This window comes from Halomonas sp. 113 (assembly GCF_904067645.1).
In the GTDB taxonomy this organism is placed as follows: domain Bacteria; phylum Pseudomonadota; class Gammaproteobacteria; order Pseudomonadales; family Halomonadaceae; genus Vreelandella; species Vreelandella titanicae.
Window position 1 is genome coordinate 1,256,804 of the sequence record NZ_LR881453.1, and the last position, 24,247, is coordinate 1,281,050.

Consider the following 24,247-nt stretch of genomic DNA (forward strand, 5'->3'; position numbering starts at 1 on the left):
CTCAAAGAAAAAAGGACTTTAGAATGACCGTAAGAGCAGCAGAAAAAAACGATATTGCCGCCATCGCCGAGGTGTACCAAGCGTGTTTCCCCCGTGAGAAAAATCACGCGCTGTGGATTGAGTCGTCGTTTAACACCTATCCACGGGGCGTTTACTACGTGGTGGAGGTGGACGGTCTGGTGCGTGGCTATATCCTTTGGTGCGTTAAGAACGGCTTTCGGGAAAAAAGCATCATCGAGCTGGAGCAAATCGGCATTCACCCGGAAGCAGCAGGTAGGGGGCTGGGTAAGCAGCTCATTGTGGAGTCGCTAGCGCCGTTCAAGGCCCACGTGCGTCGCCAGGGCTGCGATGTGGGGGCGGTGATGGTGACCACTTCGGAAGGCAACTTCGCAGAGAAGCTGTATCAATCCACGCTGGGAGTCTCCCGCGCGGCCGTGATTAGCGGCTATGGGGCTGGAGATGAGGTGATCTTATATAACGCCAGCGTAGAGTAGCGCGAGAGCGGTTGCGTGCGAATTGGTGACGCAGCAAGCGGAACACAAACATTATTACAAGATACGGAGGTAGGTAATGTCAGAAGTGGAAATCCGGCAAGCTACCATTGAAGACTCGGCTTTAATCCATAAATTTGTCATAGAACTTGCGATTTATGAAAAAGCAGAGCATGAAGTGCTAGCGACAGTCGCGGATATAGAAAACGCTTTGTTTGGCGATAATACGACGACTAAGGCCGTTATCTGTTATTTCAATAACGAACCTATTGGCTTAGCGGTCTATTTCTTCAATTTCTCAACATGGCTCGGTAAGCATGGGCTATATCTTGAAGATTTGTACGTTACTCAAAAATATCGTGGCGTCGGGGCTGGCAAAGCACTTTTGAAGTATCTTGCTAACATTGCAATATCGAAAAAATGCGGCCGTTTCGAGTGGAACGTACTTGACTGGAATGAACCTGCGATCCAGTTCTATGAGTCAATAGGCGCAAAACCGCAAAATGAATGGATAGGCTACCGTTTGACAGGAAAAGCGCTTGAAGACTTTGCAGTTAGTTAACAAGATATAACAAGTCGCAGCAGTTCGCGTCTGGTGGCCGCCCTTTCCTTGGCTTCTTCGTCGCCACTCCATAGGGCGAAACCCTGGAATATGATAAGGACTAGGCCCAGCGTGGTAACTGCTGTGGGGGCGGCATGAATGCCGAACACTTCCGCCAGGTGCTGCCGCTTAGCGGCGCCATCAGCGGCATTATGATCAGGCCGAAGAGGCTGATGGCTATACCTATAGCAACTGGTGAGTTTGTTGCGCGTGGCGCGTTATCAATTCCCCATCCCGTTAACGCCATCAATACCAGCAGCATGGCCTGGGCAATGAAAGCGTCTCCAATATAGCCCCCGGCCCAGTTGAGCGCTGCATAGCGCTGAAAGAAAAACGCGACGGCGACAAAGTCCTAAAGCGGGGCGGGTAGCAGGCAGTCTTCGTAAGAATCCTAGCTACGTTGTTGCGTCCGATACTCAGTAGGACTGACACCTGTCTCTGCGCGAAAGCGGTTGCTGAAATGACTGCTGGAGCCAAAACCGCAGCGTAGTGCGATCTCAGTCATATTTAGCGATGTTTCCGCCAACAAGTATTGCGCCCGGATAAGACGACGGTGCAGCACATAGCGATGTGGTGGGTAACCAGTGGCTTGTTTGAACATGCGGGCGAAGTGGTAGTCACTTAAGCCAGTGATACCCGCCATGCATGCCAGCGTAAGGGGTTGGTTCAGGTGATGCTCAATGAACTCCACCACTCGTTTTAATTGCCACGCAGGTAGTCCACCGGTTGGGCGCAGAGTTGGCAGTCGGCGCTGGCTATAGTGGCGTAGGGTGTGTATCAATGCCGTTTGGGTGGCGGAATCCAGCGCTAATTGATCCAGCGGGTCTTGCCAGTTGCTCTGGCCAAGGGTGGTGCAAAACAGCTGAGTGAGCAGGGCATCCTGGGCGAAGTCGATTTCGTCCAGTTGCACGCTTCGGCCATCTTTATCCCATACCTGTTCGATCAACTGACTCAGGTGAGTGTCGCTGAAATAGAAATGCAGTAGTGAGATAGGCCCATGCACGTCCCAACTTGTGATCAGATTGGCGGGCATTAAACACACGCTATTGCTGGTCTCGCTGGCAATGGTTTGTGATCCCTGCCTGCGTAGGGAGTTCTCCGCGCCGTTCAGATAAACGCTCAGAGTGTGGTGGTTTGAGTGAATTTTCTCAATACGGTCTTCTTGGTTACTCCAACGGGCCAGCGCCATGCCATTTTTTAGCTGGGTGCTACTCACTAGACGCGCCTGCGTCTGTTTCATCCTGGGATAGTGGCTCAAAGTGTCGGTGAACATGGGCGGCTCCTGGGAACTGCGTTAACAGTACTCAGGCTCAGCACGAAACTCAATTCAGCGAACCATTCAACCGCAAGAATAGACAAACTGGCGCAAACGCAGGCAAGCCAGCCAGCCGGGGTGAGCCGATACTATGGCTGACACTAACCACTCTGGGAATGGCAAGCCATGAATAGCCTTCTGTATATCTCAACAGTTCTTATCTGGGGCTCGACCTGGCTGGCTATCGCTTGGCAAGTGGGCGAGGTGGCGGTGCCGGTCTCGGTATTCTATCGTTTTCTCATCGCCGCGCTGGTGCTGTTGGCTGGGCTTACATTGTTGCGCCGACGCCAGGCTCTGCATACCAGGGACCATCTTTTCTGCCTGTTGCAGGGGGGCTGTGTCTTTGGTTTGAATTTCTACTGCTTCTATACCGCTGCGGGTTATCTGCCCAGCGGCCTAATTGCCATCCTGTTTTCTATGTCGATACTGTTTAATGCGGCCAATGGCTACCTGTTCTTTCGCACACCGGTTCCGCGGGTATTTTACCTGGCTTTGGCCCTTGGTCTGCCGGGCATGGCGCTGATTTTCTGGCAGGATCTGGTCACAGTTGAGGCTACGTGGGAACTGCTGGGCGCCATTGGTTTGACGTTGCTGGGTACCTACGGGTTTTCGCTGGGTAACATGGTGTCGGTCAGGCACCAGCGATGCGGCTTGAAAATCAACACCACCAACGCCTTTGCTATGCTGTATGGGGGGATGTTGATGGGGCTGATTGCCTGGGCTCAGGGAGCCAGTTTCAGCCTGCCAGCGGAACCGAGATATCTAGGTGCCCTGGTTTATTTGGCGGTAATAGGATCGGTGGGAGGCTTTGGTGCCTACTTTATGCTGGTCGGCCGTATTGGTGCCGGTAAGGCGGCTTATGCGACGGTATTGTTTCCTTTGGTTGCGCTGGCGCTGTCAACGGTGTTCGAGGGTTACCAGTGGCATGCGGATGCACTTATAGGGTTAGCAATGATTGTGAGTGGCAACCTGCTGATGTTTAATGCCCATCGTTTGGTTTGGCGGTGGCGGCAGCCTGTTTAGTAGCTAATAAAGAGGGCACTGCATTTCAGTTGCGGTGATTGGAGGTGCCGAGCCATACATGGGCGAAGAGTCGATCAGTCCGCCGTCATGCTCGAAGAATGCCTTAACTACTTCGGTACGCACATCGAGCAGCTTCGGATCACTGCCAACGTTGAATGTTCGCCAAGTGCCCATGCCGATAATGGCAGCGTTTTGTCCGTGCCCGCAAAGGTCTTCTGTTGCATCCCGCCCGTGTTGGCAAGAAGTGATACGGTTGGGAGCGTCATGGCGGTGAGCGTGGTGCCGATGAGCGTAAGGCTTTGTCTGCGCGTGATGCGATGCTTGATGTGATGCTTCATAGCGGTCGCTCCTTCAGGTTTTTTTGAACCGGCACCGTGGCAGCCAACACCAGCACAAAGCATGTCAGCACAAATACCTTATTCACAAACCAGTTGGTACGCCAGATCGACCACTCAGGGGCGGCGAGAAAACGGACGAACAGGGTACAGATGATGAGGATTTCAATGACGGACATGCCCACCGCCAATGCACGCGTATAGCTAGGCCGTTCGAGCAGCGCCCAACCTAGCCAAACGTGCGCCAGTGGCCATAGATCCCAATAGATATGCCTTGCCCAGGGCTCGCCGTATGCCAGCCCGTACCCAATGGGAAACAGGTATTTAATGAACAGCGTCCACGCCGCCAGAATAAACAGCAGGTGGGCGAGAAAGCGAATCCAGGCGTTTGGTTGTGGGGCGGGCAGTGACATGACATCACTCCAGTGCTGGGCCGTTAATGACTCTTCTTCAAACCATCTTCAGAGACTGCTTGCGCATTGGGCGAGGATAGGCGGCATCGATCTGTGCCAGATCATCTTCGTCGAGTCTGACGTTATCTGCATCAAAGTTCTGTCTGAGGTGATCCAGTTTCACGGCTTTAGGAATAGCAATCACACCAGGGTGGCGCAGAGCCCAGGCGAGGGCGACTTGCGCGGTGGTGGCGCTGTGTTTGCCGGCGATGCGTTGCAGGGCGGCATCATGCAGTAGCGCGCCGCCTTGCCCGATCGGGCAATAAGCCATGAGCGGCATGTTTTGTTGTGCTTGCCAAGGCAGCAGGTCGTATTCAATGCCCCGTGCTTCGGGATTGTAGAGCACCTGATTGGTGGCGCAAGCTGGCTCGTTGAGCTCTGCTAAGTCGTCAATGTCGAAGTTCGATACACCCCAGCGCAGGATCTTGCCCTGCTCACGCAGCCGTTCGAAGGCTTCCACTGTTTCGCTCAGCGGGTACTGGCCGCGCCAGTGCAGCAGGTATAGATCGATAGTGTCGGTGCCCAATCGGCGCAGGCTGCGCTCGCAGGCAGCCTGAACACCCTTGGTGCTGGCGTTGTGCGGGTAGACCTTGCTGACCAGATACACTTCATCGCGCCGGCCACGGATCGCTTGGCCAACGACTTCTTCAGCACCGCCCTCGGCATACATCTCTGCGGTATCGATCAGCATCATGCCCAGATCCAGACCTTCACGCAGCGCCCTGACCTCAGCCTGCCGTTGTCCGGCATTCTCGCCCATATGCCAGGTGCCCTGGCCTATACGGGGTACGCTTTCTCCGCCTAGTTTGATTGTCTGCATGTTCTCCTCCTGGTTGTTGGGTAAATGGATGAGAGGTGGGTTCTCGTCCTCTATATCATGCGAGAAGAGCGGAAGCATCGGGCGTACATGCTTAGGAGCAGCTAGCCAGGCGCGTCACTCGAATGCCTCCGCTTCGATACGTCAAAGTCATCGCTGCGCTTCAGGCAGGCCGTATAGCCGGGCCTAGGGGGAGCTTTGAATCTATTCCGGATCACTATGAGTTAATGCAGCTTGAACTCATTAAATTATTCAAGGAAAGAGTTCCAGAGTATGTACGATTAGCGACAGTCGAAAAATAGCTAGGTTAGCCACAGTGACCACTACCCTGGCAGCTAACCTCAGGTGGTCATAATACGATCAGTTCGGGTAAAGGTTGAGCTACTACAGCCTCTCGACAGCCAACGCCAAGTTGAGTGCCAAGGGTAGCCGCGGTATCAGTGTGGCCTGGTAAGCGTGGTAGAGATCGGGCTTGATGTCACCTTCGGCAGTGTCGATCTGCAGCTTACCGTCGAGCTCCTGATACCAGCCGCCCCGCGCGCGATCAATAAAGGTGGTGTCGATGAAATCCCAAAGCCGCCGATACCAGCGCTCGTAGTGGGTCTGATCGGTGCGTTGTAGAAACGCGGCAGCGGCGGCCAGTGCTTCGGCGTGAGTCCAGTGGCGACGCCGCAGGGAGTTTGGGCGACCCTCCCAATCCACGGTATACACTAGCCCTGGGGTGCCGTCGGTGGCCCAGCCATCACGCAGGCTGGCGTCAAATAGCGCCGCAGCGTCAGCGAATAGCCAAGAAGGAGCTGCGCGGCCGCGAGATTCAAGCGCCGCCTCCAGTTGCAGCATCAGCCGCGACCACTCGAAACCGTGACCCGGCGTGGCGCCATAGGGATAGAACCCGTCGTCGGGGCAGTCGGCGTTGTGCTCCGGCCATTCTGACCAGTCGCCATGAAAATGCTCGAGGATGCGGTAATCCTGGGGAGCCGCGTGGTGGTGAATCAGCCGTTCAACGATGGCTAGCGCCCGGTCAAGCCATAGCGGTTCGTCGCGCACATCGGCTAGGGCCAAGCACAGCTCTACGCCGTGCATGTTGCTGTTACCGCCGCGGTAGTCGCTCAGTTCGCTCCAGTCCTGACTGAAACTCTCGACGAAAGCTTGCTCATCCATCGACCAGAAGCGGGTGTCGATCACCTCAATGGCCTCTTCGAGCAGAGCAGCCGCGCCGGGAATATCGGCGTGGGTCGCAGTGGCGGCACCGAGGGCGACGAAGTGATGGGTATAGCACTGCTTAGTGCGGTCGTCGCTGGTGGCGGGGTCGGCCCCGAACCAGCCGCCGTGTTGCTCGTCGCGCAGCTTGCCAGACAAAGCGCGAATGGCGTGCTCGGTCAGTGCTGCAGCGCCTGGTAGACCTTGTAGCGCCGCTAGGGCACAGCTGTGCGCCATGCGTGCGGTGAGCATGGTGTCGGCGCTGGCGCCGTCGGGAATGCGCCCGTCACCATTGAGTACTGCGAAACCGCCAGAGGCCAGACGCGCCTGGCGATGAAATTCGAACAATGCGAGCCCTTCGCGGGTCAGCCAGTGGTGATGGGTGGCACTATTGAGCCAGCGCCGGGGTTTTTGATCGGTGTCGTGGTTCATCGCAGCCATGCCTTATGTGATCGAGTGGGATCTTACCTCAGCCATTGACGATGGTGCCGCCGGTCTGACAGCTGGAAGGCTATAAGCGGTGCTTTGCTCAAGGGGCGTAGGTTATGTTTAATTGAGACACCGAGCCCTTTGTGGCCGCATACACAATCCATGCGCCAGAAGCCAAAGCTACGTTATATGCTATGACCATGAATCCGACTTATAGAAAATGCAATCATAAAGACATACAACCTATCGCACCGTCAGGTGGCGCACTTCTCAGCCTGGTTCGCTTTTTTCATCGTCGCGCTTCGTTAGTTTTAGCGCAAAGTCTTTGCGCCAAAACAGTTGGTCAAGTATCGAATACCATAGCTTCTACATTTCCGCGTTTTTGCCACCCGTGAGAAGCGGCATTAAATATATTGGAGTGCTATGTTTAGGCTCGAAGTCGCGGCATTAGTTACTGGTTTAGCAAGTATTGCAGTTGCTTTGCTCATCCCTTTTGCCTGGAGTTTGTTTCCCGAAATAATGCGCGCCTACTTTCTCGGTGGCGAGCCAGGGGCGATAGTCGTTGGAGTAGGTGTTTTAGTTGGGATAGTAGGAAGTATGCTGTTTGTTATAAACCTGTTTCGCAGGCAGTTCACTCTGTGGTGGGTGAGGCTATTAGCGGTGTTGGCTCTTTCCCTGGGCCTCGCCACGGTCGGTGCAACTGGAATTTAACAAACGTAAGCAGCAGACAGCTATCCGCAAATCACGAGCTTTTTTAGCGTGTGATTGGCTCTCCTTTACGCGCTCCACCAAGTTAGCCATAAAATGAACATCGTCTAATTTCTAATTGATTGATATTAAGCTTTATTAGAGTATGAGAGCGAATCGATTAGAATTGGACATATGATTAGCAACTTTACGATTGCCGGGTGGGGCAGCTATCGCCCTCGCACCCTGTTAACTTCGCGCGCCCTGGACGAGCGTCAAGGTCAATCGCCCGGCTGGACTGAACGCCAGTTTGGCATCGCTGCGCGCCATGTCGCGAACGAGGAGGAAACCACCTCGATGATGGCGACTGAGGCAGCCCGTGAGGCGCTTAACCGCGCTGGCTGGGGCAGTACACCGCCCGACGTCATCATTGGCGGTTGTGGCGTTATGGAGCAACCGATTCCGTCTACAGCCGCTTTAGTCCAGAACCGTCTCGGCTTTGGCCAGTCCGGCGTGCCTAGCTTTGACGTTAACCAGACCTGTTTATCCTTTATGGTGGCACTGGATATCGCCGCCATGGGCATTGCCTGCGGGCGCTGGCGGCGCGCGCTTGTATTTGCGAGCGATATCGCGTCGGCAGGGCTTAACCCTGAGGAGCCGAAAACGCGCTCCATCTTTGGCGATGGTGCGGCGGCACTGGCGATTGAGGCGACGTCAGACCCAACCTGTGGAATGCGTTCAAGCGTTTCGGTTACCCATGGTGCTCACCACGCGCTAGCGCAGCTTCGCGCGGGCGGCACAAAGTTGCGCATCGCTGAAGGTTACCAGGCGCTGGTCGCCGGTTCCTATTTCGAGATGGACGCCTTTGGCATCTTCAAGGCCGCTGCCAAAGCGTTGCCTGGCGTCATCGAGCGTGCGCTCACTCAGGCGGAAATAAGCAAGGATGATCTCGCCTGCGTGATTTGCCACCAGGCGAGTGCGCCAGGGGTCGAGCATATCAAGCGGCTTTTCGCGCCCAACAGTGACCGCGTGGTCAATATCTTCCCGAATACCGGTAACCAGATCGCCGCCTCAATCCCGACCGTGCTCGCCCACGCACTCACGACGGGGGTCGCCAAGCCGGGTGACTATATCCTGCTGTTGGGCACTGCCGCGGGGATCAGTGCCAGTGCAATGGTGCTCAAGCTATGAGTCAACGGCGTATCCTTATCACCGGGGCGACCGGCGGGCTGGGCATGGCGCTGGTGCGCGAGGCGCTAAAACGCGGGCATGCTGTGCGAGCCACAGGGCGTTCGCAGGCGGCGGGCGAGGCGCTTACGTCACTCGGCGCGCAGTTTGTTAGGGCGGATCTTACCCAGCCAGAAATTGATTTTCGCGGGCTCTTAAAGGATGTCGATAGCGTGATTCATGCCGCCGCCTTATCGGCCAGCTGGGGCCCCCGGCGAGCATTTGAGATTCACAACATTCAACTGACCGAACGCCTGCTTGAAGCGGCCAGCCGCTCGGGCGTTGAGCGTTTCGTGTTTGTGTCTTCGCCGTCAATTTTTGCTGCGTATCGTGACCGGATAGCCATCGGCGAATATGACGGCCCCGCGCTTCAGCCACTTAACCACTACGCACGTACCAAGCTAGCGGCGGAACGCAGCGTGCTTGCGTCGCGGGAAGACGCCATGGCCTGCTGCGCCATTCGCCCGCGGGCGCTGGTGGGGCCGGGCGATCAGGTGATCCTGCCCAAGCTGGCCGAACTGGCGGGGCGCGAGCGGATGCCGCTTCCGCGTGGCGGCAGGGCGCTAATTGAGTTGACCGATCTGCGCGACGCCGCATGGGCTATCTGCGCCGCTGAGGAGCAGGCAGTCGGGCTTGCCGGAAAGGCAATCAACATATCGGGAGGTAACCCTATTGCGGTACGAGAGGTGGCTGGTAAGCTCGCCGATGCGTTAGGCAAAACACCGCAACTGGTCTCGCTGCCGGTTGGCTTGGCGCGTGCTATTGCTGTTCTCAGTGAAAACTCTGCGTTGCTGATGCGCGCCGCCCGCGAGCCGATGCTGACCCGCTACAAGCTGGCGACGCTGGCCTACTCTCAGACCTTTGATCTCGAGCCTGCTCAGCGATTACTCGGCTACCGACCCCAGCATGATGCACTGGCAACCCTGCTGGCCGAAGCGAGGCAGCTCTCCACGAAGGAAGAGCAGCCATGATCCGCGTCGGACTCCGTTGGCTTGAACGCGGTTTATGCCGACATCCAGAGATCGCCACTCTCTCAGGTGGGAGCCTGTGTGCGGTTGATTTTCCCGCCATGGTGGGGGTGATTGATCACCCGACGCGGGGTATTTTGTTGTTCGATACCGGCTATGATCCTGCTTTTATCGATGCAACCGAGACGTTTCCCGAGCGGTTCTATCGCTGGACAACGCCGGTCAAAATCGATGCACAGCAGGCGTGGAGCGCCTGGCTCGCGACCCATGGGATTGAAGACAGTGCGATTGTCGGCACCATCATCTCGCATTTTCATGGCGACCACGTCGCGGGAATGAGCCACCTTGCCCAGCGGCCGGTCTATTGCGCCCGTGCGGGCCTGTCCGAGTTGCGCCGACCGGGTCGCTTTAGCCGCGTGCGCCAGGGCCTGCTGCCTGCGCTGGTTCCTCAGGCGGCCGATGCCAATGCTCGCTTTTTCGAAGATGCTCCAGCAGTGGCGCTACCCAGCGGATTTGCGCCCTTTAACGAAGGTCGCGACATCCTGGGCGATGGTAGCCTGATCGCCGTCGAACTGCCCGGCCACTGCGTCGGCCACTGGGGGCTGGCACTGCGCACCACCGATGATCGCCAGGTTTTGCTGGCTGCCGATGCGGTGTGGCTTGGCAAGTCAATCACGCAGCGCCGACCGCCGCCGCGGCTTACCACCGCACTTCTCGGCGATACCCGGCGTTATCGCGCTACGCTAAACCTGTTGAGCGAGGCGGCGTGCTGCAATGGCGACTTGGTCATCCTACCTTCGCATTGCGCTGCCAGTGCCAAGCGCTTTGGCGGCCATGATGCAAACTGACCGGGTCTTAGCCGCGTGGATACGAACGCGGCGTGCGCTGAGCCTGTCGTCGGGGCAACTGGCTGCGCGGCGAGCCAATATGTGGCGCAAGCTGCAGCCTGTCATCGCCCGTACTCCCGCACTGGCAAGATATGCCGGTCGTGATCTGGCGGAGTTTCCGGTCACTGACATCGAGGATCTTCGTGCTGATTACGGCGCTTGGAATAGCCTAGGCATGAGCGATGAGGAACTGCGCGGGTTGGCCGCCGCCGCGGAGCAAGGCACAGCCGTTGGCGAATTGTCGGCAGGCTGGTCGACCGGAACGGGAGGCGGTGCGCGAGGGCTATTTCTCGCCAGCCCCGCAGAGCGTGCCGACTACATCGGCCAGAGCCTGGCCCGACTGCTACCGGCGCGTGCTTGGCTCAAGCGCCAACGGCTCGCCCTGCATTTGCGCGCCAGTAATGCGCTCTACAGCGATGTTGGGCGAGGGCGGTTTATGTTTGCCCATTTCCCCCTCGAAGCGTCGATTGAACAGAGCATTGAGGAATTGGCGCAATTCGAGCCGACGATCCTGATCGCACCGCCCCATCGGCTGGCCGCTTTCGCTGAAGCAGGGGCGCATTTCCCCTCGCTGCAGCATCTGTTTTGCGGCAGCGAACCCGCCGGTGAAGCTGAGTGCCACTTCTTTACCGAGCGGCTGGGGGTAAGGCCACGTCAAATATACCAAGCGACCGAAGGGTTTCTGGCCGCTGAGTGTGCGAACGGCCGGCTGCATCTCAACGACCATGCGTTGGCTATCGAGCTTGAGCCGGTTCCCGGCACGCCCGGCTATCGACCGATCATTACCGATCTTCGCCGCACCAGCCAACCAATAGTCCGTATTCGCGGTGACGATTATCTTGAGCTCGACGCTTGTCCCTGCCCGTGCGGTTTTGCGGGTCGGGTCATCCATGCGCCACAAGGCCGGGTGAACGATATCTGGCGTTTTGAGGGTCGCACCGTTACGCCACCTCTAGTGGTAGCAGCGCTTGAGGCGGTGCTGGGGGGCGACAATATCTGGCAGGCCGAAGCAGGGCCTGAGCGTGTCGTGCTTCATCTGTCGCCGCCTTGCCCAGCCTCGATTTCCACCCCAAGCGCAACGACTGCTGCTCGGGCGCTGAGCCAGGCATGGGATTTGCCGGTGCCGGTTGAGGTCGTTCATGATCTAAGCGCGTGGAGCGGCCCTAAGCGCCGTAAGGTGGTGTGGCGCGATGGCTAGACGCGTGCTTATCACCGGCGCCCGGGCGGTTGCCGCGCTGGATATTGCCCGGGATTTCGCCGCGGCCGGATGGGAGCCGCATCTGGCTGACAGCGTACCGGTGCGTATGGCGCGCTGGTCGAAAGCCCCTGCGCGGGTTCACCGCTATCCTGCGCCCCGGCAGCAGGGCGCAGCCTTCCGCGCGCGTATTGTCGAGCTAGTCGATACCTTCGGTTTCGAGCGGGTGGTGCCGACCTGCGAGGAGGTTTTCCATCTTGCGGCGCCCGCCCTTCAACGCCGATTGGGTGAGCGCCTGTTTGTGCCTAACCTTGCCACGTTGCGCCAACTGCACGACAAGTTCGCCTTTGCGCGCCACTGCGGCGAATGGGGCCTGCCTGTGCCGGAAAGCCATCCAATAGACTGCGTAGAAGACTTGGCGGGCTTCGCTAGCAGAAGTCGCGAGTGGGTGTTCAAACCGCGCTTTAGCCGATTTGGTGATAGCGCTCTGGTCGCCCCTGACCGGCGTGCGTTGGCCGCTATTACACCCAGCCCCGACAACCCCTGGATGGCACAAGCGCGTATCCAGGGTGAAGAAGTCTGTTTTCACGGCGTGGCGCATCGGGGAGAGTTGGTTGCCTTTGCTGCCTACCGTTCCAGCTGGCGCCTGGGCGGAGGGGCTGGCTATGCTTTCGAACCTGTCACTGACCACCATCGCGAAACGCTGCGCAAAATAGCTTCTCGCCTGGCGCAGTGTGCCGCCATTCATGGGCAGTTCGCCTGCGATGCAATGTTCGATGAAGCTGGCGCTGCCTACTTGCTTGAATGCAATCCGCGCGCGACCAGCGGTGTGCAATTGCTCACTGGTGCCGGTCATCTTGCCCATGCAATCGGTGACGGGATCGCCGCACCCGAGGCCGCGCCACGCACTCTTTATCTTGGCCCGGCGATGGTCGTATTTGGCCTGCCGCAGGCGGTGCGAGGTGCGCGTATGCGCGATTGGTGGCGCTGCGTTGCTACCGGGCGCGACGTGGTGTCTCGGCCTGGCGATCGCTGGCCTTTGCTTGGTGCGCTTTGCGACGCCGCCTCCTTCTCCCTGACGGGTTTCAAACACAATATCTCGACGAATGCCGCCGCCACTTACGATCTCGAGTGGAATGGTGAGGAGCTGCCTTAATGACATTTCCCAAGTCAGTCTGTGATGCCTGGCACATGGTTGCCTTATCGAAAGACCTGAAACGCGGCAAAGCGCAAAAGGTCATGTGTTGCGATACACCGATTGCACTCTTTCGCAGCGAAGAGGGGATTGGCGCCTTGGTCGATCGCTGCCCGCACCGCAATTACCCACTTTCTGAAGGGCGTGTGCACAAGGGGGCACTCGAGTGCCCTTACCACGGCTGGCGCTTCGCAAGCGATGGAACCTGTATCGAAGTGCCCGGTTGTCTGATCGATACGGCCCATGATCAAAAGCTGAAGGCCGACGCACTGCGCGTAGTCGAACGGCACGGCGGGATCTTTGTGGCGCTTTCTGACGCGGCACCGCCCGAGCCCGTGTTACCGCCTGATTTTGGCAACCCTGAACTTGATCATTTCTGGTGGCAACAAGGTACCTGGGTGGGTCGCGCCTACGATGCGGTTGAAAATGTGATGGATCCGTTCCACACCAATCATCTGCATCATGGTTTTATTCGTCGCCGGGATCGACGCTTGCCAGTGGAGCTGATTGTTACCAGCCACGGCGACGGGATCGATATGGCCATCGAGCAAACCCAGCCTGACTATGGTCTGATGTCGCGCTTTTTGGAGCGCGACCGCTCGCGCAGTGTATCGCGCTATTATCCGCCCACTACGGTTCAAGCGCGGTGGGAAGGTGAGACCAAGCTAACCCTGTGTGTCACCGCCATTTTCACGCCAGCGACGGGAAACAGTTTCACGCCTTTCGCGCGCTTTTCGACACCCAAGGGGTTGGCGCCAAGCTGGCTCAAACAAGCAGCCATACGATTGTTCCTGGCCCCAGTGGTCTCGCAGGATCGTCGTGCACTAGAGCGCCAACACGAAGTGATGACTCACTTCGGACAACCTAAATTCATCTCTGGACCTGGCGATATTCTCAAAACCCGATTGCATCGGCTCTGGGTCGGTGAGCAGTTAGAGCCCGGCACTGATCCAGCCGTGGAGGTAAGGCTTTCGCCCCCGCGTAAACCGTAGTCAATGCGGGGAGCAGCCACCTTAATCAATCCGAACATCGCTTGCCTCTGCGCGGGCTTGTATTTGTTGCCTGACGCTTTCGAGGCTGGGCTGCAAGCTATATAGGCAGATACCACTCTGATAGGCGTTTAACGACCCTGGTATGGGCTGTAAATCGGTTGACGGTTTGGTATGTCGACAGTCGTCAGCATTTTCATCCTGCGCTGCGCCTAACTCAGTCAGCGTGCCTAGATGCTGCCAGCCTGCATTGTGCTCGGTATAGACCTGTCCATGCGAGCTGTAGGACGCGTAGATAAGCCATTGGAACCCTGATCCATTGCTTACCTGCAACGCTTGGCAGGGTTCAACTTGGCTCAGACAGGCTGAGCCCTGCTCAATTAACAAGGCGAGCAGTGGCTCGGGTAGCGTGGCGTCTTCAGGGGTCACGCTAAACTGCTGGGCGACATCATCCAGGTTGTGGGTATCCACTAGTGGATCCTGGTTCCAGCGATTGGTTTGCTTTAGCGAGAGATCAATACGCCGTATCAGCTCAGGTCGCGATTGGGCAAACTCGCTGTCAGCGAGTGCTTGTAATGCCAAACTGCCCGGCTGGCCGAGGTGAAAGCGTAGATAGCGGTAGTCGAAAGCATCCACGGTGGTGCGTCCGTCTATCAACCGCTTGACCTGATGCTGGGCCACCCAGCGGCGCATATCCGCCAGCGGCGTATTAACCACGATCAGCGCCCCGGCCACCAGCAGGGCAAGGCCAATATTGGCGCGCTGCATACTGGGGAGCGCCGCCTGTCTTCGCCAGAGCAGAAGCAGGCTGTAGCTGAAGGTAAACGCTGCCGTCAGTGCCTGCAGCAGTGCCGCCCAGAGCCTATCCAAGCTGAGACCATATTGGTCGATTCGTAGCCAGAGCGCCCAGGCGGCCAGCAGGCTACCTATCGGCAGCAATACGACGGCGAGCATAACGGCGCTGCGTAACCATATAGGATAGGGCAGCTTGTTATCGGTTTGATAGAAAACGGCGTTGAAGAACAGCAGCAGGGTCAACATCAGCGCCATAAGTATTTGCGCGGCTCTGCCGGTATCCCATATCGGCTGCAGGCCGGTCCAGGGCAGCACGGCAAAGAACATCAATAATATTAAAGCAACCAGCGGCAGTAGCGCCTTGATAAGCGCTTCGCACATCAGTCTTACGCTCGCGATAAAACGAAAGCGATTGCGGACCATCACCAGCCCCATGCCAATCACCAGCCAGGTGACTGGATAGAAAAAAGCGGGTGTTTGGAACAATGTTTTGAAAAAGTCTAAGCCAATGGCTGAAAAGAGCGCTGCCCACAAAGATAGCAAGCTCCAAAAAACTCCAATGAATAGGCCTAGTTGGGCGATTGTCAGGGCATGCTCCCATGAGTAATTCAGCATGGGCTGATAGGTTTTTGGCCAAGTGCCACTGGTGGCGCTGCTACGAAAGAACAGCGCAAGAATAAACAAGGCAGTTCCTACGGCCATGCAAAAGGCAAAGGTAAACGGGTGGCCTCTCCACTGCTGCGGCTCGGGCACCTGCTCAACCCAGCCAAGGTGCCAGCCCAGCCAAAACAGTAGGGGAGCCAGCAGCAGCGGTAGGAAGTTGATGCGATCACGCAGTCGCACGATGCTGATCAGATAAAACGCTGGCAAGGCGACTGCGACGGTGTAGAGCGCCTTAAGCCAGCGCTGGTCGGCGACCAGCCAGTACTCATGGTCGATAGCCAAATGCAGCGCATAGAGCGCACAACCCTGTACAAAGGCGAGAAAAATCAAGCCCAGGCTGGTGGCCCGGTCCAGGGTATTTAGGCGATTATCGTCCATGACAGCTCTTCTACGGTTGAGTGGCGGCGTGGGGCCCGTAATTCTTCTAAGTAGCTAACGGGCTCTAAGTAATTAACTAGCACTAAGCAACTATAATAACGTGAGAAAGTTACAAAGGTTGCAAAGTGCAAAGATAGATGGCTCGAAATACTGCTAATTAATTATGCTGTGCTTTAGGCGCGTCGTAAAGCCGGGCCAGAGAGGAGCTTTGAATCTTCTGTTTATATGCAGCGCAAATAGACTCCGCAGTCCGACGGCTGAACATATCTTTTCAGCTTACCCCGGTATTCAAGCAGTCGGAGCTGGGACAAGTTCGAGTGCTAAAACGCCCGTTTCTTGGCGCTTAATTGAGTGGGCTGACATCGTCCTGGTGATGGAAAAGAGTCACCGGGATGAAGTCGCTAAGAAGTACGGGGAGTTACTCAAGGGGAAGAGATTAGTCTGCCTGGATATTCCCGACCACTACGAGCTAATGCAGCCTGAACTCATCACCTTGCTCAAGGAAAGGGTTCCTGAGTATGTGCGGTTGTCGGCAGTCGAAACATAGCGAGGAGCTGGTGCGCCGTAGGATTGATAATAGCGCTGACGAGTCGTTCTCCTCCCATTTCAGGTTTATATGAAATTATACTTATAAAAAACCCTGGTTTTTTAAAGCTCTGGTCAGGTAAAGTTTACTTGGACTGCCATAGACCATAACCAGGAGGGAAGCATGTATCGAGTAGTGATCGTTCTATGTATTTTTTTAGCGGGCTGCACCACAAAACTGTGGGAGCCCAAGCCAGAGAGATTGATGGCCGTTAACGGCTTCTACGTTAATAAAGAAACGAACGACTTAGTGGTCACTACGCGGCGTGAAGCTTTTTTGTTTCCCTCTCAGCAGCAACTTGGCCAGGTGCTGGTGCTTAGCCGAGAAGTTGAGTTTCTTCCCGAATTTAGCGGCTTCTCGCTCTCTAGCTCCAATGTGGTGACCGGCAGCATTAAGCTCACACTGCATGAACAGAACCCTTCAGCCGAACTTGTCAGTCAATTAACCGCATTGGGCTTTACGAAAAACCCCGTCACCGATAGCTTCCACTTGATACGGGAGATTAGAGGCGAGCGATATACCATTGAAGGAAGTTTGCCGCTTGAAAAGCTCGAAAAGGAGTATCAAGTCAGTATGAGCATGCCCAGGGGCCCCATCGATACAGCCGGGCGTGTTATCGCAACGCCTGTTGCCATTACATTTGATGCGGCCGCAACGGTCGTGGCGATTCCTCTCTTCGCACTCTTTGCGGTGTCACAGGGTTTGCTTGGGCCATGAGTAAACAGAGCGTCTTAACGAGCGCACAGGGGACGTTTAAAATCTGTTGCCTATAGAGTCAGACTAATGCCTAGGCTTTTTCTGAAAAGTCGGCGTGCGCAGGCCAGGTAAGGCCACAGCCTATTAAAAAGAATCGGATTCGCGTGCGAAGTTACGGGTTGTAAATGAGTACTTTGATTGGACTCGTGCACGAGCCGATTCTTAATAGAGTATGGCCAAGCGTAATAGTTAACCAGAGGTTTCCTGGTATTTATTAAAGAAGGGAGGTTAAGGGTGGGGCTGCTCGATAACTTTAAGAAGAAGCGTGCTATTAAAAGCTACATAGAGAAATTGCCTAACGTTTTGGTCAACGATTATGGCCGCCAGGAATATTACACACAGCAGCAAATCAACCAACAGGGCAATGCACCAGACGCCCTGACGGACATTGGTGAACTCAAGCATCGTAAAGATAGTTGAGGGGGGAGTATGCAATTCATCGTAAACATTGATGTAGAGGACATTGGGAAAGCAATTACCTTCTACGAGAACGGGCTCGGTTTGCAGCTCATTCGGCGGCTATTTGGCGGTATGGTTGCAGAAATGGGGGGAGGGCCAGCCTCCATTTACCTGATTGAGCAGCCTGATGCGAGCGTTGCTGCCCCAGACACCTCTCTCCAACGTGATTACAAGCGGCACTGGACGCCAGTACATCTGGATTTCATTGTTGAAGATATTGACTCAGCAGTCGAACAGGTCGTTTCGGTGGGTGCTGTCCAGGAAGGAGGAATCAAATCTTTTGATTGGGGGATGCTTGCGACAATGAGCGATCCATTTGGCAATGGGTTCTGCCTACTAGCGTTTGCTGAAGGCGGTTACGATCATGTTGAATAATCCCCTGTAAATGGCTACAACCGTCCTGCGTTTCATTGGGCGTCAAGAGATCCGCTGAACCCTGTTTCTAGGACGTATTTAATGCCGATAAACATAGTCGTCCCATATGAAGCAAAACAAGCGCAATCCATCGCGGAAGACGTGCTTGGTGAGTCGATTGTGGGTATTTATCTTTTTGGTTCTGCTGTTGCTGGGGGCTTGCAGCGTAACAGCGATGTTGATGTTCTGGTGGCAGTGAGCGACTCACCAACCTGTAAGCAGAGGGAGGCTCTGGTTGCGCAGCTGATGAAGGTCTCTGGCACGATTGGCAATGCACAAGCTACCAGGCCAGTAGAGCTGACGGTCATCACGATCTCTGATGTTGTGCCCTGGCGGTTCCCGCCGCGGGCGGAACTTATATACGGTGAGTGGTTGCGGGATGAGTTCGAGGCAGGGCACATCCCGAAACCAGCCTGTGATCCTGATCTGGCGATTGTGCTGAAAAAGGTGATCGATAACAGCCTGCCGCTATATGGAGTCAACGCCGCTGAGGTGTTTGGGCCAGTGCCAATGGCTGATGTCCAAAGAGCGATTCGTGATTCCTTGCCTACTCTGCTGGCAGAGACAGCAGGCGATGAACGCAATGTGCTCTTAACCTTGTCTCGCATGTGGCTGACTGTAGCAACGGGTGATATTGCTTCAAAAGATGTGGCAGCAGAGTGGGCAAAGGAACAGCTGGCAAAGGAAGATGCGGCTTTATTGGACTACGCTAAGCAAGGCTATCTCGGAAAGGTCGACGACCAATGGCAGGGGAAGCAGGGGGAGTTCCAGGCGCTAATTTGTTCCATGCGGAAATCTATTGAAACGTGCCTTGCCACCCCGCGTTGATAGAAGCGCTGACCCTTACCGAAAGGGAGGCGGCGGCTATGGTGCTACTCAAGCACTGACTCGGCTATTAGTATCAACCCATGAGTTAGATCTTTCTGCGGAGCGAGAACAAACAGGCTTTAAAGAAGAAGGGCCAAATATGCCAACAACTAAACACCCTTTACCGCAAGTTGTCTCACCTGAAGAGTGGGAGGCGGCACTCAACCGATTGCTCATTAAAGAAAAAGAACACACTCGGGCACGCGATGCCTTGAGCGCTGAGCGGCGCAAGCTACCCATGGTGAAAATGGAAAAGCCTTATGTCTTCCAGGGTGATGAGGGCAGCGTGTCATTCCGCGACTTGTTCGCTGGGCAACGTCAACTGATTGTTTACCATTTCATGTTTGCCCCCGATTGGAAGGCGGGGTGTGATGGGTGCTCGTGGGTGGCCGATGCCATGACGCACCCGGCCCACCTCCATGCACGTGACACTTCGCTGGTCATGGTGTCACGCGCTCCGCTAGAGAAAATCAATCAATATAAGACGCGCATGGGCTGGACGATTCCCTGGTACTCCTCTTACGGAAGCGACTTCAACGAGGATGTCGGCGCAACGACAGAGGAGGGCGAAAGGCATGGCGCGAGTGTCTTCCTCCGCGATGGAAACGACATTTATCGTACCTACTTTACCGGTGCCCGTGGCGTCGAATATTTAGGTAGCCACTGGACATACCTGGATTTGACGCCGTTTGGTCGCCAGGAAACCTGGGAGGACTCACCGGAAGGTTGGCCACAGACGAAGCCGTATGTGTGGAACCGCCGCCACGACGAGTATGACGGCTGAAACTCATATGTGAGCTAAACAACCATTGAAGTGAGGCGTTTTTTTGCAGATTGTGCATGCGTTTCAAAGGCCGTTCTGCTTCAGTCTGATCACCTCGGTTTGCAATCTTATAAGGAACCGAAAAAGCTAAGCCTTAAAAAGCTCTTCAACCATAAAATCAATAAATACCCGTAGCTTGGGGGCCAAGTGTTTGCTGGAGGGCCATAGCATGCGAAATGTTCCTTGATGCTCGATATGCTCATTCAGGACAGTAACCAGCTCTCCCTTGCTGATAGCTTCTCTCACCATAAAGTCCGGTAGGCACGCGATGCCCAGTCCTGCACGGGCCACTGCGATTAACGCTTCAGAGGTGTTGCACACCATGGCTGTATTTAGCGTGGGAGTTGTTTCGTTGCCAACTGCCCGAAGCGGCCAAGCCTCATATTTACCGGTACTGGGAAACTTGTGCTGCAAACAAGCATGATCGACCAAGTCAGCGGGTGTTTGTGGGTGACCGTGCTTGGATAGATACTCCGGTGAGGCCACAAGCACCAGGCTATAGTTCCCAAGTGGGCGTGACATCAAACGAGAATCTGCTGGCTCTCCGGTGCGAATAACGGCATCGAACCCTTCCTCGATTACATCTACCATCCGGTCTGAAAAATCCACATCTAGCTCGATCAAAGGATAACGATGCATAAAGGAAGTCAGCACTGGCATCACAAGCTGCCCAACGAGTGGAAAACTCACCCGAAGTTTGCCCTTGGGCTCCGTATGTATCTCTGACAACTCCAGTTCTGCTGCTTCCACCTCGCTTAATATACGACGGCAGCGCTCAAGAAAGAGTACTCCCTCCGCCGTCAACGTGATACTGCGAGTGCTTCGATGAAGTAAACGAACACCCAGGCGAGCTTCCAGTCGGGCTACGCTTTTTCCTACTGCTGAAGAAGACACGCCCAGGTTTCGCCCAGCTGCAGAGAAGCTACGGGTTTCAGCCGCCTGTACGAAGTACTCAATGCCGCTTAATACATCCATATTTTTCCATTAAGGAATTTTGTTCCGATATATTCGGAAAATTAGCATTATTCTCCTAATTGCTCAATATGCCTAATGTGAGTGCCTATTCTCACATGCGGCAGGTAAGCGTGCTTTAGCACCTGAACCTTCGCTTTAGACGGGGCAATAATGATGTCTACATCGGAAATGAGTAACTTAGATCGGGAGAGAAGCGAAACCGAACAATCGGATCGACTGCCCATTACGGCTTTGCTCGCACTTGCATTAGCGGGTTTCGTGACTATCTTGACCGAGGCTTTGCCAGCGGGCCTGTTGCCCCAGATCGGAGCAGGACTGGAGGTTTCAGAATCTCTTGCGGGACAACTTGTTACCCTCTATGCCATCGGCTCCTTAGTAGCCGCTATTCCATTGATGGCAGCCACGCAGGGGGTGCGGCGTAGGCCCTTATTGCTGGCCGCTATCGTGGGCTTTGCTATCGCCAATACGATCACGACGCTTTCAACGAGCTATATCTTGACGATGATGGCCCGATTTCTCGCTGGTGTAGCAGCAGGCCTATTGTGGGCTCTATTGGCAGGCTATGCCGCTCGAATGGTGCCAGAGCATTTAAAAGGGCGCGCTATTGCTATTGCGATGGTGGAAACACCATTGGCACTCTCTTTGGGTGTCCCGGCTGGCACGTTTCTAGGCACACTGATGGGGTGGCGCGCTTGCTTTGGAATAATGACGCTTATGGCGCTGATCCTGATCGTGTGGGTTCATATAAAGGTGCCTGACTTCGCGGGTCAATCCGTTGGTAAGCGGCTAACGCTTAGGCAGGTATTCACCCTTCCAGGTATTCGTCCGGTGCTATTTGTAGTACTGGCCTTCGTGCTCGCGCATAACATCCTTTACACCTATATCGCTCCTTTTTTGGCTGATGCTAATCTGGCTGAGCGAACCGATCTGGTCTTGCTGGTATTCGGTATTGCTGCGTTGGTCGGCATTTGGGTCATTGGCGTGTTGATTGATCGCTATCTTCGTGTAATGACGCTCGCCAGCACCTCCCTGTTCGGGGTAGCGGCACTGATGCTTGGTATCGCAGGTGATATGCCTGTTGCCATTTATGTAGCTGTCGGCGCCTGGGGACTCGCATTTGGGGGAGCTGCCACGCTGTTCCAAACAGCTCTCGCCAAGGCGGCTGGAGAAGCGGCAGACGTTGCGCAATCGATGCTGGTTACTGTCTGGAACTTGGCTATCGCTGGCGGTGGTGTCATCGGCGGCGTGCTTTTGGATCGCTTTGGTGCTGGTGCTTTCCCGCCCGCGCTCTTGGTGTTACTGACGGCAACTCTGTTGGCTGTCTGGGCCGCTCGAAAGCATGGTTTTCCAGTTTCGTAGCGTTAAACAGGACGACCGCTGGGTGAAAACTTTTTGATAGGCAAGATTGGTGAAAAGCACTGGTCGGCTCACATCGATGGATCCATCTCGATCTAGATGCAATTGACACTTACTGATCTTCCCGCCGCAACGCCCAGACAGGATGTTCAGCGAGCCGCTCTCCCAGAAACGCCACAAACGCCCGCACCCGAGGTGGCACCAACTGGCGCTGGGGCATCACCGCGTAGATGCTGGTTTCCGTTAACCGGTAATCCGGCAATACCACGCTCAATTGACCGCTGTGCAGGTATTCGTGGATGTGCCACACCGAGTGCTGTGCGATGCCCAGGCCGCCGAGTACCGCCTCGGTGAGCATTTCACCCTGATTGCTGCGTATGCGGCCGCCTACCTGTACCGCCTCGCTTTGCCCTTGTTTGTCGGTGAGATGCCAGATGTCCTGCCGACGCCGACTGCTGGAAAGTACCAGGCATTGGTGATCGGCCAGGTCGCCGGGGTGTTGTGGGGTGCCGTGGCGTTTCAGGTAGTCGGGAGAGGCGCACAGTACCCGCTCGTCGTCGGCCAGGCGTCGCGCCACCAAACTGGAATCTTCCAGAATGCCGATGCGAATGCCCAGATCGTAGCCCTCGCCCACCAGATCCACTACTTGGTCAGTCAGGCCGACACACAGGTCCAGCCGGGGATAACGGTTAAGGAACTCGGGCAACAGCGGTGAAATGTACTGACGCCCGAAGGAGTGGGGTAGGGTGACGCGCAGGGTGCCGGTGACGTTGTCGGCGCTGCTGCGTAGATCCTGGGTGAGTGCTTCCAGCCCCTCCACTAGATCGCGGCCCTGTTCCGCCAGCGCCAACCCCTCGGGGGTGGGGTGAAGGCGTCGGGTTGTGCGGTGCAGTAGTCGTACATTGAGGCCCTTTTCCAACCGCTGCAGACGTTGGCTGGCCACGGCCACCGAGAGGTCAAGGCTGCGGGCGGCGGCGCTGATCGTACCCAGATCCACCACGCGCAGAAAGAGAGCGATGTCGCTTAGACGATCCATGATGGCCTCATTGTCAATAAAATATTGAAAGTCATTAAAGATCCTAAAGGTATCAAGGAGGGTGATGCAGGTCTAGCATTCGTCTCATCATTCCCTGATGGACGTTTTGATGATGGCTTCAACCTCTTCGCGCCCGATCCCCTGGGCGCTCTACGCTTTGACCATTGGTGCCTTCGGCATCGGCACCACCGAGTTCGTGATCATGGGGGTGCTGGAGCAAGTGGCCGCCGATCTGGATGTAAGTATCCGCCAAGCGGGCCTGCTGATCTCCGGATATGCCTTGGGTGTGTTCGTGGGCGCGCCGTTGCTCACCATTGCCAGTGCCCGCTGGCCTCGCAAGAAGGTGCTGGTGGCGTTGATGGTTATTTTTACCCTCGGCAACCTGGCCTGTGCGCTGGCTCCGAACTACTCGATGCTGATGGTTGCCCGGGTGGTGACCTCCCTAGCACACGGCACTTTTTTCGGCGTCGGTTCGGTGGTCGCCACTGGCCTGGTGGCGCCGGACAAACGGGCCAGTGCCATCGCCACGATGTTCACCGGCTTGACCGTGGCGACGCTGCTGGGCGTGCCCGCTGGCGCTTGGCTGGGGCACGAATATGGCTGGCGCACCACCTTCTGGGCAATCACCGGTGTGGGCGTACTGGCGACCCTGGTGATCGCCCTCATGGTGCCTCGCGACAGCGGTGACGGAGAGGTATTGGGTTGGCAAAAGAGTCTGGCGTCGATCGGTCGACCCACGGTGTTGCTGGGGTTGCTGATGACAGCGCTTGGCATCGCCGGGGTGTTCACCGTGTTTACCTACATCCAGCCGATGCTGACCGGCATCGCCGGTTTCTCCCAGGATGCGGTGTCGCTGATTCTGCTGGTATTCGGCGTTGGCATGATCGTCGGTAACCTGCTCGGCGGGCGTCTCGCGGATCGGGGGCTGGCACCGGCCCTGATTATCACATTGGCAGTGCTGGCGGCGGTGCTGGGCCTGTTTCCTTTTGCGCTCGGCTATCAGTGGACAACGGTGGTCTTCGTCGGCCTGCTGGGCATGGCCGGTTTCGCTACGGTGGCGCCCTTACAGCTGTGGGTACTTAACCGGGCGGAAGGCGCGGCCAGCCTGGCGTCCAGTTTCAATATCGGTGCGTTCAATCTGGGCAATGCCATTGGTGCGGGCTTGGGCGGTGTGGTGATCGAGCGCAGCGGCAGCTTTACCGCCGTGCCTGGCGCCGCCGCACTGGTTGCTCTTACCGGACTGGCGGTGGCCGTTTGGGCAATCAAACGTGAGCATGGCGAGTCCATTGAACCCGCCTCGGCAATTTACTGCGAACAGGAGTGAGTGT

At 56.2% G+C, this 24,247-nt stretch carries 27 protein-coding genes; 19 read left to right on the forward strand and 8 right to left on the reverse strand.

The window, feature by feature from the left end; all coding sequences use genetic code 11:
• The first annotated feature begins 23 nt into the window (after nucleotides 1-23).
• The 3 genes from YERSI8AC_RS05945 (at nucleotide 24) to YERSI8AC_RS05955 (ending at nucleotide 1,385) form a co-directional block, all read left to right on the forward strand.
• On the forward strand, nucleotides 24-494 hold the full coding sequence (locus tag YERSI8AC_RS05945; protein WP_022520600.1) for a GNAT family N-acetyltransferase: 471 nt from the start codon (nucleotides 24-26) through the stop codon (nucleotides 492-494).
• 76 nt (nucleotides 495-570) lie between these two features.
• Nucleotides 571-1,053 carry a GNAT family N-acetyltransferase gene (locus YERSI8AC_RS05950; protein ID WP_022520599.1) on the forward strand — a complete coding sequence of 161 codons (483 nt, stop codon included), beginning with the start codon at nucleotides 571-573 and terminating at the stop codon, nucleotides 1,051-1,053.
• 134 nt (nucleotides 1,054-1,187) lie between these two features.
• The gene (locus YERSI8AC_RS05955; protein ID WP_159176314.1) at nucleotides 1,188-1,385 is read left to right on the forward strand and encodes a hypothetical protein; all 198 of its coding nucleotides are present in this window, start codon (nucleotides 1,188-1,190) and stop codon (nucleotides 1,383-1,385) included.
• Nucleotides 1,386-1,483: 98 nt separating this feature from the next.
• Here the strand turns inward: YERSI8AC_RS05955 and YERSI8AC_RS05960 are convergent, their stop codons facing one another.
• Nucleotides 1,484-2,365 carry a helix-turn-helix domain-containing protein gene (locus YERSI8AC_RS05960; RefSeq protein WP_022520598.1) on the reverse strand — a complete coding sequence of 294 codons (882 nt, stop codon included), beginning with the start codon at nucleotides 2,363-2,365 and terminating at the stop codon, nucleotides 1,484-1,486.
• Between the two features lie 168 nt (nucleotides 2,366-2,533).
• Here YERSI8AC_RS05960 and YERSI8AC_RS05965 point away from each other — a divergent pair, with 168 nt between their 5' ends.
• A complete protein-coding gene (locus tag YERSI8AC_RS05965) occupies nucleotides 2,534-3,430 on the forward strand; it encodes a DMT family transporter (protein ID WP_009287227.1) in 897 nt (298 codons plus the stop codon).
• Between the two features lie 107 nt (nucleotides 3,431-3,537).
• On the opposite strand, the gene YERSI8AC_RS05970 is transcribed toward YERSI8AC_RS05965, so the two are convergent.
• The 4 genes from YERSI8AC_RS05970 to YERSI8AC_RS05985 form a co-directional block, all read right to left on the reverse strand.
• On the reverse strand, nucleotides 3,538-3,768 hold the full coding sequence (locus tag YERSI8AC_RS05970; protein WP_039859276.1) for a hypothetical protein: 231 nt from the start codon (nucleotides 3,766-3,768) through the stop codon (nucleotides 3,538-3,540).
• Complete coding sequence (locus YERSI8AC_RS05975; protein ID WP_022520596.1) at nucleotides 3,765-4,178, reverse strand: hypothetical protein; 414 nt, start codon at nucleotides 4,176-4,178, stop codon at nucleotides 3,765-3,767. The genes YERSI8AC_RS05970 and YERSI8AC_RS05975 overlap by 4 nt, the downstream gene beginning before the upstream one ends.
• Nucleotides 4,179-4,215: 37 nt before the next feature.
• Nucleotides 4,216-5,037 (reverse strand): aldo/keto reductase, encoded by an 822-nt coding sequence (locus YERSI8AC_RS05980; RefSeq protein WP_022520595.1) that lies wholly within the window; start codon nucleotides 5,035-5,037, stop codon nucleotides 4,216-4,218.
• 381 nt (nucleotides 5,038-5,418) lie between these two features.
• Nucleotides 5,419-6,666 carry an AGE family epimerase/isomerase gene (locus YERSI8AC_RS05985; RefSeq protein ID WP_022520593.1) on the reverse strand — a complete coding sequence of 416 codons (1,248 nt, stop codon included), beginning with the start codon at nucleotides 6,664-6,666 and terminating at the stop codon, nucleotides 5,419-5,421.
• A 420-nt stretch (nucleotides 6,667-7,086) separates the two neighbouring features.
• On the opposite strand from YERSI8AC_RS05985, the gene YERSI8AC_RS05990 reads away from it, so the two are divergent.
• The 7 genes from YERSI8AC_RS05990 to YERSI8AC_RS06020 all read left to right on the forward strand — a co-directional run bounded on the left by YERSI8AC_RS05990 (nucleotide 7,087) and on the right by YERSI8AC_RS06020 (nucleotide 13,814).
• Nucleotides 7,087-7,374, forward strand: coding sequence for a hypothetical protein (locus YERSI8AC_RS05990; protein ID WP_027959842.1), 288 nt, complete (start codon nucleotides 7,087-7,089; stop codon nucleotides 7,372-7,374).
• A 171-nt stretch (nucleotides 7,375-7,545) separates the two neighbouring features.
• On the forward strand, nucleotides 7,546-8,541 hold the full coding sequence (locus tag YERSI8AC_RS05995) for a 3-oxoacyl-[acyl-carrier-protein] synthase III C-terminal domain-containing protein (protein ID WP_159176315.1): 996 nt from the start codon (nucleotides 7,546-7,548) through the stop codon (nucleotides 8,539-8,541).
• Entirely contained in the window at nucleotides 8,538-9,548 is a 1,011-nt protein-coding gene (locus tag YERSI8AC_RS06000; protein ID WP_159176316.1) for an NAD-dependent epimerase/dehydratase family protein, read from the forward strand. Before YERSI8AC_RS05995 ends, YERSI8AC_RS06000 begins: the two co-directional genes overlap by 4 nt.
• The gene (locus YERSI8AC_RS06005) at nucleotides 9,545-10,393 is read left to right on the forward strand and encodes an MBL fold metallo-hydrolase (RefSeq protein ID WP_159176317.1); all 849 of its coding nucleotides are present in this window, start codon (nucleotides 9,545-9,547) and stop codon (nucleotides 10,391-10,393) included. Before YERSI8AC_RS06000 ends, YERSI8AC_RS06005 begins: the two co-directional genes overlap by 4 nt.
• On the forward strand, nucleotides 10,320-11,630 hold the full coding sequence (locus tag YERSI8AC_RS06010) for a cell division protein FtsA (protein WP_159176318.1): 1,311 nt from the start codon (nucleotides 10,320-10,322) through the stop codon (nucleotides 11,628-11,630). The genes YERSI8AC_RS06005 and YERSI8AC_RS06010 overlap by 74 nt, the downstream gene beginning before the upstream one ends.
• Nucleotides 11,623-12,783, forward strand: coding sequence for an ATP-grasp domain-containing protein (locus YERSI8AC_RS06015; protein ID WP_159176319.1), 1,161 nt, complete (start codon nucleotides 11,623-11,625; stop codon nucleotides 12,781-12,783). The genes YERSI8AC_RS06010 and YERSI8AC_RS06015 overlap by 8 nt, the downstream gene beginning before the upstream one ends.
• Nucleotides 12,783-13,814: an aromatic ring-hydroxylating oxygenase subunit alpha gene (locus YERSI8AC_RS06020; RefSeq protein ID WP_159176320.1), complete on the forward strand. Its 1,032-nt coding sequence runs from the start codon at nucleotides 12,783-12,785 to the stop codon at nucleotides 13,812-13,814. The genes YERSI8AC_RS06015 and YERSI8AC_RS06020 overlap by 1 nt, the downstream gene beginning before the upstream one ends.
• 21 nt (nucleotides 13,815-13,835) lie before the next feature.
• Here YERSI8AC_RS06020 and YERSI8AC_RS06025 read toward each other — a convergent pair whose 3' ends face one another.
• On the reverse strand, nucleotides 13,836-15,647 hold the full coding sequence (locus YERSI8AC_RS06025) for a DUF4153 domain-containing protein (RefSeq protein WP_022520586.1): 1,812 nt from the start codon (nucleotides 15,645-15,647) through the stop codon (nucleotides 13,836-13,838).
• 373 nt (nucleotides 15,648-16,020) lie between these two features.
• On the opposite strand from YERSI8AC_RS06025, the gene YERSI8AC_RS06030 reads away from it, so the two are divergent.
• The 6 genes from YERSI8AC_RS06030 (at nucleotide 16,021) to YERSI8AC_RS06055 (ending at nucleotide 19,513) form a co-directional block, all read left to right on the forward strand.
• Complete coding sequence (locus YERSI8AC_RS06030) at nucleotides 16,021-16,194, forward strand: hypothetical protein (RefSeq protein ID WP_236557257.1); 174 nt, start codon at nucleotides 16,021-16,023, stop codon at nucleotides 16,192-16,194.
• 162 nt (nucleotides 16,195-16,356) lie between these two features.
• On the forward strand, nucleotides 16,357-16,950 hold the full coding sequence (locus YERSI8AC_RS06035; RefSeq protein WP_159176321.1) for a hypothetical protein: 594 nt from the start codon (nucleotides 16,357-16,359) through the stop codon (nucleotides 16,948-16,950).
• Nucleotides 16,951-17,223: 273 nt separating this feature from the next.
• A complete protein-coding gene (locus tag YERSI8AC_RS06040) occupies nucleotides 17,224-17,409 on the forward strand; it encodes a DUF6559 family protein (RefSeq protein ID WP_159176322.1) in 186 nt (61 codons plus the stop codon).
• Between the two features lie 9 nt (nucleotides 17,410-17,418).
• Entirely contained in the window at nucleotides 17,419-17,823 is a 405-nt protein-coding gene (locus YERSI8AC_RS06045) for a VOC family protein (protein WP_159176323.1), read from the forward strand.
• Nucleotides 17,824-17,904: 81 nt separating this feature from the next.
• Nucleotides 17,905-18,690, forward strand: a complete 786-nt coding sequence (locus YERSI8AC_RS06050; protein WP_159176324.1) for an aminoglycoside adenylyltransferase family protein — start codon at nucleotides 17,905-17,907, stop codon at nucleotides 18,688-18,690.
• A 139-nt stretch (nucleotides 18,691-18,829) separates the two neighbouring features.
• Nucleotides 18,830-19,513 carry a DUF899 domain-containing protein gene (locus YERSI8AC_RS06055; RefSeq protein WP_053856848.1) on the forward strand — a complete coding sequence of 228 codons (684 nt, stop codon included), beginning with the start codon at nucleotides 18,830-18,832 and terminating at the stop codon, nucleotides 19,511-19,513.
• Nucleotides 19,514-19,639: 126 nt separating this feature from the next.
• Here YERSI8AC_RS06055 and YERSI8AC_RS06060 read toward each other — a convergent pair whose 3' ends face one another.
• A complete protein-coding gene (locus YERSI8AC_RS06060; protein WP_022520579.1) occupies nucleotides 19,640-20,527 on the reverse strand; it encodes a LysR family transcriptional regulator in 888 nt (295 codons plus the stop codon).
• Between the two features lie 150 nt (nucleotides 20,528-20,677).
• Here YERSI8AC_RS06060 and YERSI8AC_RS06065 point away from each other — a divergent pair, with 150 nt between their 5' ends.
• The gene (locus YERSI8AC_RS06065; RefSeq protein ID WP_236557258.1) at nucleotides 20,678-21,886 is read left to right on the forward strand and encodes an MFS transporter; all 1,209 of its coding nucleotides are present in this window, start codon (nucleotides 20,678-20,680) and stop codon (nucleotides 21,884-21,886) included.
• Between the two features lie 109 nt (nucleotides 21,887-21,995).
• On the opposite strand, the gene YERSI8AC_RS06070 is transcribed toward YERSI8AC_RS06065, so the two are convergent.
• Nucleotides 21,996-22,919: a LysR family transcriptional regulator gene (locus YERSI8AC_RS06070; RefSeq protein WP_159176325.1), complete on the reverse strand. Its 924-nt coding sequence runs from the start codon at nucleotides 22,917-22,919 to the stop codon at nucleotides 21,996-21,998.
• Nucleotides 22,920-23,028: 109 nt separating this feature from the next.
• Here YERSI8AC_RS06070 and YERSI8AC_RS06075 point away from each other — a divergent pair, with 109 nt between their 5' ends.
• A complete protein-coding gene (locus YERSI8AC_RS06075) occupies nucleotides 23,029-24,243 on the forward strand; it encodes an MFS transporter (RefSeq protein ID WP_236557259.1) in 1,215 nt (404 codons plus the stop codon).
• Nucleotides 24,244-24,247: the final 4 nt, after the last annotated feature.